Here is an 8,082-nt window from a genome sequence, read left to right on the forward strand (position 1 = left end):
TTGTTTGTTTGTTTGTTTGCATAGTGTAATCCAATAAAATAACTGCACCGCACTTTTATTCGTACCTACAATGTGCGATAAAAGTGCGGTGTATTTTAGCACCGTTTTGCGTCGATGTAAAAATCCGTGCGGTTAAAGGGCGCGGGAAGAATATAACGGCACGCGGCTTAATTGCGACATTGCGGTGATATAAGCCTGCACTTTCGGCGGAAAAATGACGCCTTTTACGCAAGTTAAATTACGCAACATCGGGAACAGCACGATATCTTCCAAAGATAGCGCGCCGTTTGCACCGTTATCCGCCTTAATTAAAGATTCCAAACGGGCTAAATCATTATGCAATTTTTCAATATATTGCGGCGATTTTTGTAGATTTTCGGCAAAATCGCCGATAGATTCCGTTTTCTTACTCACAAAATAATCCACCGCACTTTGCGTGGCGTATTCCGCTAATCCTAACCGAATAAATCGCGGCATTAACAAACGATTATAATAAGCACCGACGTCGTTCATCCATTCCGTCAATTCCGCACGAATTTCCTCACGCAATAATTTTTCTCCGTAATGTTCATCGATATAACGGACGATATCCAAACTTTCCGCCATTGCCGAACCGTCGTCTTTTTGTAAAATCGGCACGACTTTTTTGCCCACCAATCCCACCGGCGTCGCTTCGTCGTCGTTTAATAGTACGATTTCTTCCACGGCGATATTTTTTAGTCCGAAAATCATTCTGGCGCGCACGCAAAACGGACAATGATCGTAAACGTATAATTTCATTTTCACTCCTTTTTTAGCTGTCGAGCTTAATGTACCGCAATCCGAGCCGGCGTGACAAGGTGCGGCGGAATATTTATAAAAACTTGATATGAATCACAGAATATTGCGCGAATTCCCTTTATTATCAAGGCAAAGCGATAACCGAGTTAAGGAGGAACCTATGTGGAAATCTGTCTCTCAAGTATTAGCCGATCAATTCGGTGCCTATTATTCGATTAAGGAAAAGGCGAATGTGCATACCGGCGAAATGCACGAAGCTTGGGTGATTGATGACGGTATTCAGCCCGTATTCGTCAAAGTCAACGGCAAGAATTTCCGTTCGATGTTCCGAACCGAGGCGGATCAGCTGGCGCTATTGGCGAAAACCAACACCGTCAATGTGCCGCAGGTTTACGGCGTCGGTTGTTCGCACAGCCATAGTTTTCTCCTGTTGGAAGCATTCCGTTTTACGCCGCCGAGCGCACAAGCAATGGCGCAATTCGGCACGCAACTCGCACGATTACATTCATTCGGACAAACCGAGCATTACGGCTTGGATTTTGATACTTGGCTGGGGCCGCTGTATCAACCGAACGAATGGAAAGACGATTGGGCGAAATTTTTCAGCGAGCAGCGTATCGGTTGGCAACTACAAATTTGCAAGGAAAAAAATCTGGATTTCGGCGACATTAAGCATATTATCGCAGCGGTTCAGGAACGCCTTGCCAAACATCAGCCGAAACCGGCGCTGTTACACGGTAACCTGTGGATTGAAAATTGTGCCCAAGCGGATGAGCGCATTGTTACTTATGATCCGGCGTGTTATTGGGGGGATCGCGAATGTGACATTGCGTTTAGCGAATTATTCGAGCCCTTCCCTGCGGAATTCTATGAAAATTATCACCGCACTTATCCGTTGGAAGAAGGTTATGACGAACGAAAACTCGTGTATCAACTTTATTATTTGCTCAATTTCAGCTGTCGTTTTCACGGCAATTACGTTGAGCTGACAAAAACTTTTATTTCTCGTTTATTGAAGGAAAACCAATGACAATTCAAGCTGTAATTTTTGATATGGACGGCGTTTTAATTGACTCCGAACCACTTTGGAAACAAGCGGGCGTTGATATTTTCAACGCCTTTGACATTCCAGCCACTTGGGCGGATATGGTGGCACTAACCGGACTGCCCTCTTTGGCAATCGCCAAAACAATGTACCAACGCCATAATAAATCGCCGATTCCGCCGGAAGATATGGCGACGCGCATTAATGATTACGCCATTTCGCTTATTTTAGCCAAACGACCGCTAATGCCGGGCGTGAAAGAAACATTGGAGAAACTTCATCGATTAGGCTATAAAATGGCGATAGCCTCCGCATCGCCGCGCAAATTATTGGCGGAAATTACGGAAAAATGCGGTATCGCCGATTATTTCGGCTATTTATCCTCTGCCACCGAGTTGGATTACAACAAACCGCATCCGCAAGTGTATTTGCACGCGGCGAAAATGTTGGGCGTCGAGGCGAAAAATTGTATCGGCATTGAGGATTCCGTGGTGGGAATGACCGCCGTGAAAGCTGCGTCAATGTCTTGCATTGTCATCCCTGATGCCTCGGCGCGTAATGACAAACGTTGGTCGCTCGCCGATGCGCAACTTAACAGTCTGACGGACATCAACGAAACTCTGCTTCGCCGCTTTGATTAGGCGTTAAAAAAGGGCGAATTGCCCTTTTTTCTTTGCGTTTATCCGTGCTATGCATTTTCCTGTTCGGCGCAAATATCCGCGCATAAACTCACTTGTTGGGTTTCTTGGGTCACCCATAACGCCAACAAACTCAATCCGCCGTTAAAAGCTAAATAAAAACCGACCGCACTTAAGCCGTAATTGGCGTTGAGTTGCAAGGTGATTAGCGTTGCCACGCTCGCGCCTAAAATACCAGCGCAATTATAGGCTAAAGACGCACCGGAATAACGGGCGCCGGTCGGGAATAATTCGGGCAAGAAGCTGGCAAGCGGCCCGTAACCCATTCCGATTAAGCCCATTCCGATGATCAAAAACCAGAATAATCCGACGCTCGACGCATTTTCTAAAAAAAGCGGTAAGGCAAATCCGAACGCCACCACGCCCCAAGTCGTCCAAATCAACCAAATTCGGCGCCCGATTCGATCGATATAAATGCCCGATAAAATAATAGTTACGGCTAAGGAAAAGGCGCTACACATTAAAAGTGCGGTGAAAATTTTCGGTGAAATGCCTAAGCCCGTCATATATCCCGCCTCCGATAAAACCGGCGCGGATTTTGCGTAAATTTGGCTGAAAGCGATCATAATGTAAAACAGCACATAGCCGGCGACAGACAGCAACATTCCTAACATAAACGGCTTGAAATGGGTGGTGAACACTTCAATCGCCGGAATACGGTGGGTTTTGCCGGTTTCAAGTGCGGTTAAAAATATCGGTGTTTCGGTGAGTTTTAATCGCACATAAATACCTATCGCGATTAAAATCACGGAGGATAAAAACGGAATGCGCCACGCCCAGTCGATTAACGCTTGTTCACCGAAACAATAAGTGATCAATAAAAACACACTATTCGCCGCTAATAATCCGATGGGCGCGCCTAATTGCGGAAAAGTGCCGAACCAGCCGCGTTTACCTTGCGGCGCGTTTTCAATCGCAACTAACGCCGCACCGCCCCATTCGCCGCCCAAGCCGATGCCTTGCCCGATCCGGCAAAGGCACAGCCCGATCGTCGCCCAAATGCCGATATCTTGATAAGTAGGCAACAAACCGATCGTCACCGTGGAAATACCCATTAAAAGCAAGGACATCATAAAGGTTTTTTTGCGCCCGATACGATCGCCGAAGTGCCCGAATAGCGCCGCGCCCAACGGACGAGCGATAAAAGTCAGCGCTAAAGTGGATAATGCCGCCAGTTGGTTCGACATCGGATCGGCACTGTAAAAAAACTGATAATTAAACACCAGCACCGCCGCCATTGCATAAATATAGTTATCGAAATATTCAATCGCCGTGCCGATCATTGTCGCGCCCGCCACGCGGGAAACGCTGTTATATTGTTGCATTTTAGACCCCTAAAAATTCTTTTACGGTTTGTGAAATATTTGTTGATTGAGTAATTGCCGAAATCACCGCCACACCGTCCGCGCCCAATGCGCGTAATTGCGCGGCATCTTGTTGGTTAATACCGCCGATCGCTACCAACGGTTTATCAACGCCCGCTTGTCGGAGTTCGGCAAGAAATTGCGGCCCCACCGCCGGTTTCGGATCTTCTTTCGATTGAGTCGGGAAAATCGGCCCGATACCGAAATAATCGATTTCCGCCGAATCATTGTCCGCCAAGGCTTCGTGCAGTTTATTCACCGACAAGCCGACGATTAAAGTGCGGTCGCTTTTCGCCCGAATTTCTTTCACTTTCATATCGCTTTGCCCGACGTGAATACCGTCCGCGCCAATGGCTAGCGCCAGTTCCACGTCATCATTGACGATAAAAGGCACACCGTAGCGCCGACACAAATCACGGCAACGAATTGCCAATAATTTTTGCGCGGCGGGATCCTGTTCTAAGGAAAATCGCCCTTTGTCGCGAAACTGAAAGCAAGTAATCCCGCTTTCTAGCGCCTGTAGCAAAATATAAATCAGATTTTCCGCACGATTGCCCGCCAAATGTCGGCAATCTTGGCTGCCTGCCACGAAATACAGTGACAGCATTTTTTTGATGTCGTTCATCATTACTCCTGTATAATTGTGATATTTAATTTTTGTGCGACTTGCGCCGAATCGATGGACGCCAGTCGATCTAATAACGCTAAAGAAAATTCGCCGTATTGCGACGGCTGAAGATCTTGCGCGGCAAGTTCGCCGGCAACGATATAAACCGCGCAGGCCTCCACGCAAGCGGAAAAATATCGCCCGTCGCTTACCGCTAAAAATGCTGCGCACACCGCGCTGAATAAGCAACCCGACGCGGTAACTTTAGGAAACATTGCACTGCCATTTTGCAAAGTGACGAGGTGATTTTCATCGGCAATAATGTCCGTTGCGCCGCTTAATAAGGCGACACAACCGTATCGCCGCGCCACTTCTTGCGTAATATGGAATAAATCCGCCGTGCCGCTTCCCGCGTCCACGCCTTTTGCTCGCCAAGTTATCCCTGCAAGCTGCGCCAACTCACCGGCGTTGCCGCGAATTAATGAAAACCGGATTTCTTGCAATAAAATTTTCACCTGTTGACGACGTGCGCTGATAGCGCCGACGCCGACAGGGTCCAACACCACGGGAATGCCCGCCCGATTCGCCGCTTTACCGGCATTTAACATTGTCGATAATGCCTTGCCCTGCAAGCTGCCGAGGTTGATCACTAAGGCTTGTGATAACGTCACAAGTTCTTCGATTTCCGCTTCATTTACGGAAAGCCAAGATCGCGCGCCCAATGCCCGCAATCCCGCGTCGGAAAAGGCGGCGGCAACCGTATTGGCGATATGCAAAATCCTCGGTTTATTTGACCGCACTTTGTCCGCTAATTGCCAAGTTCTCATTATTCCACCTGAACGGCATAGTCGGATAACGGCGGAACACGTTTAATTAGCCCCTGTTCGTGCATAAATTGCGCCATTTTTTGATAACGCGCATTATCCAACGCGCGCGGGCTGGCGGATAAACGCGGCAAAGTGTCGCGCCACGCCAAGCGGTTTAATTCGTTATCCAATTCTTTCGGCTTATAACTGACGAAATCCTGCCACGCCGCTTGCGGATGATTGAGCAAATACACCGTAGCTTGTTCAAGTGCGGTTAAAAATTTCGCAATTTTTGTCGCATTAGTTTGATTTTTGTGCGCAACCAATACGAGTTCGTCATAAATCGGCACGCCGTGTTCTTCCGGATAAAACGCCCGCCCTTCGCGTTTTTCCAGCTGCATTTGATTTAATTCGAAGTTACGAAACGCGCCGATTACGGCGTCCGCTTGTCCGCTGAATAAAGACGGCGATAAAGACCAGTTTACGTTGATTAATTGCACGTCTTGTCGGGTCAAACCGGCGGACTGTAGCATTTTATCCAGCAAAACGCGTTCGAATCCGCTAACGGAATAACCGATTTTTTTGCCTTTTAAATCGGCGATTGTTTCAATTCCGCTGTCCGCCAATACGACGACGCTGTTTAACGGCGTAGAAACTAAGGTGCCGACGCGTACCAACGGCAAGCCCTCATCCGTTTGCATTTGTAATTGCGGTTGATAATTTACGGCTAAATCCGCTTTTTCCGCCGCAACCAATTTCGGCGGCATTGAGGGATCCGCCGGTTCGATAATTTCTACGTCCAACTCATTGGCGGCAAAAAAACCTTTTTGCTGCGCCACGATAATGGCGGCGTGATCCGGATTGACGAACCAATCCAGCAACAAGGTTACTTTTTCCTTCGCCTGCACGGATTGAAGGCAACACAAAGCGGATAAACCGATTAACATTAAATACTTTTTCATTTCTTCTCCTAACGTAAATGTGAAACCCAAGGGATAAGACGACGCAGCGTTTTATCCACCAGAAAATAAAGCGCTAAGGTCATCGCCATTAAAATACATAAGGCGGCGAACATTAGATCCGTTTGCATTCGGGCGTTTGCCTGTAACATCAAATAACCCAGCCCTTGCGACGAGCCGACCCATTCGCCGACAATGGCGCCGATGGGCGCGACGGAAACCCCGATTCGCAAGCCGGACGCCAAAGCGGGCAACGCCGCCGGCAAACGCACGCGAAACAGAATCGCGAAATCGGAAACGCCCAAAGTGCGGGCTAATTCCAGCCATTGTTTCGGCGTATTACGCAAACCGTCATAACAAGCGGCGGTGACCGGAAAATAGATAATTAAAACGCTCATTGCTATTTTCGACGCGGCGCCGTAGCCGAACCACAACACTAATAAAGGCGCTACGGCGAACACCGGTATAGCTTGAGAAAGCACTAAGAGCGGTAATAAAAACGCGGATAATTTATCGGAAAAACTGAGTAATAAGGCGGAAAACAAGCCGAGCAAAAAGCCGATCACTAATCCGGATAAAATTTCAAATAAAGTGGTTTGCGAATGGATGAATAATAATGCCCATTGTTCGGATAATTCCTCGGCGACCGCGACCGGCGCGGGTAAAATATAGTGCGGTAAATCAAACAGCCACACGGTCAGTTGCCAGCTTGCAATCAAAACGCAAGCCACCGACCCGATACGCCACACACTACGCCGGAACAAGGCAAATTGCGCTTTCATTAGGCTGCCTCCGTCAGTTGATCGATTAATTGTTGTTGCAACGTCCATAAATGCTGATCCGGATAGCGCGGCGCCTTGCCCGGCGGAACGATTGGGGCGGATAACACAGCGGGTTGATGACGTAACACATAAATTTGTTCGCCTAAGCGTAAGGCCTCTTGCGGATCGTGGGTGATTAATAAAACGGTTTTTTCGGCTAATAACTGATGCGCCAGATCTTGCAGCTGTAAACGCGTGACCATATCCAGTGCGGAAAAAGGTTCGTCCATTAATACGATATCCGCCTCTTGCATTAAAGTTCGTGCAAGCGCCACTCGTTGCCGTTGCCCGCCGGATAGTTGATAGCAAGGTTTATGCAAATGTTTGTCCATTTTGACCGCACTTAATAGATAGCGCGCTTTTTCTACGCTCTCGGCGGTTTTGCTGCGGGTTAAATGTTGCAAAAGCTGAACGTTATCCGACACGGACAACCAAGGATAAAGACTGTCTTGCTGCGCCAACCACGCGATTTTGCCTTGATGACGAATCTCGCCTTGTATTTTCGCCTCGTTTTCCAAGCCGGCGATCGTGCGTAATAGCGTTGATTTTCCGATACCGGAGGCACCGAGCAAAACCGTCCACGCACTTTGAGGCACGGAAAAGTTAAAATCTTCGAACAAGTTTTGTCCGTTGAACGAAAGCGTCAGTTCGCGGATATCAATCGCACGCATAATCTATCCACCGTGTTTATACGGAGAAAAATTGAACGTGACGAATGGAAAAATAAAAAGAAAAGAATAAGAGAATAGCATTCATAATTAGTTTCCTACGTCAGTATTAGCTGTATCAGGTTCACGGGTATCATCTCAGCTTCCTAGAAAGCACCCCGACTAATGGCAAAAAGTCTAGCTCAAATTTTTTGAAAAGGCAAAAGTTTCTATATAAAAATAAAGCGGAAGTTATGTGTATTCCGCTTTATTTAAAAATCACAAAGAATTTTATAAATTCTCAAACTGCTGACAAACCTAAATTTGTTTATGTTGTGTAGGGGCGGACCGATGT

The 8,082-nt window shown here is 47.5% G+C and carries 9 protein-coding genes and 1 riboswitch; of the genes, 2 read left to right on the forward strand and 7 right to left on the reverse strand.

Translation table 11 applies throughout. From position 1 onward, the window contains the following. Positions 1-132: 132 nt before the first annotated feature. Positions 133-780 carry a glutaredoxin 2 gene (grxB, locus tag CVP04_RS11955; RefSeq protein WP_100297728.1) on the reverse strand — a complete coding sequence of 216 codons (648 nt, stop codon included), beginning with the start codon at positions 778-780 and terminating at the stop codon, positions 133-135. A 160-nt stretch (positions 781-940) separates the two neighbouring features. Between grxB and CVP04_RS11960 the strand changes: the two genes are divergently transcribed. Both CVP04_RS11960 and hxpB read left to right on the forward strand, forming a co-directional pair. Continuing rightward, complete coding sequence (locus tag CVP04_RS11960) at positions 941-1,810, forward strand: fructosamine kinase family protein (protein WP_100297729.1); 870 nt, start codon at positions 941-943, stop codon at positions 1,808-1,810. Further along, on the forward strand, positions 1,807-2,466 hold the full coding sequence (gene hxpB, locus CVP04_RS11965; RefSeq protein WP_100297730.1) for a hexitol phosphatase HxpB: 660 nt from the start codon (positions 1,807-1,809) through the stop codon (positions 2,464-2,466). The genes CVP04_RS11960 and hxpB overlap by 4 nt, the downstream gene beginning before the upstream one ends. Before the next feature lie 47 nt (positions 2,467-2,513). On the opposite strand, the gene CVP04_RS11970 is transcribed toward hxpB, so the two are convergent. The 6 genes from CVP04_RS11970 to CVP04_RS11995 are packed head-to-tail and all read right to left on the reverse strand — an operon-like array spanning position 2,514 to position 7,751. Continuing rightward, positions 2,514-3,848: an MFS transporter gene (locus tag CVP04_RS11970; RefSeq protein WP_100297731.1), complete on the reverse strand. Its 1,335-nt coding sequence runs from the start codon at positions 3,846-3,848 to the stop codon at positions 2,514-2,516. Between the two features lies 1 nt (position 3,849). Continuing rightward, complete coding sequence (gene thiE / locus CVP04_RS11975; RefSeq protein WP_100297732.1) at positions 3,850-4,512, reverse strand: thiamine phosphate synthase; 663 nt, start codon at positions 4,510-4,512, stop codon at positions 3,850-3,852. Between the two features lie 2 nt (positions 4,513-4,514). After that, complete coding sequence (thiM, locus tag CVP04_RS11980; protein WP_100297733.1) at positions 4,515-5,321, reverse strand: hydroxyethylthiazole kinase; 807 nt, start codon at positions 5,319-5,321, stop codon at positions 4,515-4,517. Then, positions 5,321-6,262: an ABC transporter substrate-binding protein gene (locus CVP04_RS11985; protein WP_100297734.1), complete on the reverse strand. Its 942-nt coding sequence runs from the start codon at positions 6,260-6,262 to the stop codon at positions 5,321-5,323. Before CVP04_RS11985 ends, thiM begins: the two co-directional genes overlap by 1 nt. 8 nt (positions 6,263-6,270) lie before the next feature. Beyond that, the gene (locus CVP04_RS11990; RefSeq protein ID WP_100297735.1) at positions 6,271-7,041 is read right to left on the reverse strand and encodes an ABC transporter permease; all 771 of its coding nucleotides are present in this window, start codon (positions 7,039-7,041) and stop codon (positions 6,271-6,273) included. Further along, complete coding sequence (locus tag CVP04_RS11995) at positions 7,041-7,751, reverse strand: ABC transporter ATP-binding protein (protein ID WP_100297736.1); 711 nt, start codon at positions 7,749-7,751, stop codon at positions 7,041-7,043. The genes CVP04_RS11990 and CVP04_RS11995 overlap by 1 nt, the downstream gene beginning before the upstream one ends. A gap of 75 nt (positions 7,752-7,826) precedes the next feature. Further along, positions 7,827-7,919: riboswitch (TPP riboswitch) on the reverse strand. Positions 7,920-8,082: the final 163 nt, after the last annotated feature.

Origin of the sequence: Caviibacterium pharyngocola, assembly GCF_002795405.1 — a bacterium.
GTDB classification, from domain to species: domain Bacteria; phylum Pseudomonadota; class Gammaproteobacteria; order Enterobacterales; family Pasteurellaceae; genus Caviibacterium; species Caviibacterium pharyngocola.

Coding starts and splice junctions, on each gene's coding strand:
- grxB (WP_100297728.1), bottom strand. CDS start 780: ATGAAATTATACGTTTACGATCATTGTCCGTTTTGCGTGCGCGCCAGA.
- CVP04_RS11960 (WP_100297729.1), top strand. CDS start 941: ATGTGGAAATCTGTCTCTCAAGTATTAGCCGATCAATTCGGTGCCTAT.
- hxpB (WP_100297730.1), top strand. CDS start 1,807: ATGACAATTCAAGCTGTAATTTTTGATATGGACGGCGTTTTAATTGAC.
- CVP04_RS11970 (WP_100297731.1), bottom strand. CDS start 3,848: ATGCAACAATATAACAGCGTTTCCCGCGTGGCGGGCGCGACAATGATC.
- thiE (WP_100297732.1), bottom strand. CDS start 4,512: ATGAACGACATCAAAAAAATGCTGTCACTGTATTTCGTGGCAGGCAGC.
- thiM (WP_100297733.1), bottom strand. CDS start 5,321: ATGAGAACTTGGCAATTAGCGGACAAAGTGCGGTCAAATAAACCGAGG.
- CVP04_RS11985 (WP_100297734.1), bottom strand. CDS start 6,262: ATGAAAAAGTATTTAATGTTAATCGGTTTATCCGCTTTGTGTTGCCTT.
- CVP04_RS11990 (WP_100297735.1), bottom strand. CDS start 7,041: ATGAAAGCGCAATTTGCCTTGTTCCGGCGTAGTGTGTGGCGTATCGGG.
- CVP04_RS11995 (WP_100297736.1), bottom strand. CDS start 7,751: ATGCGTGCGATTGATATCCGCGAACTGACGCTTTCGTTCAACGGACAA.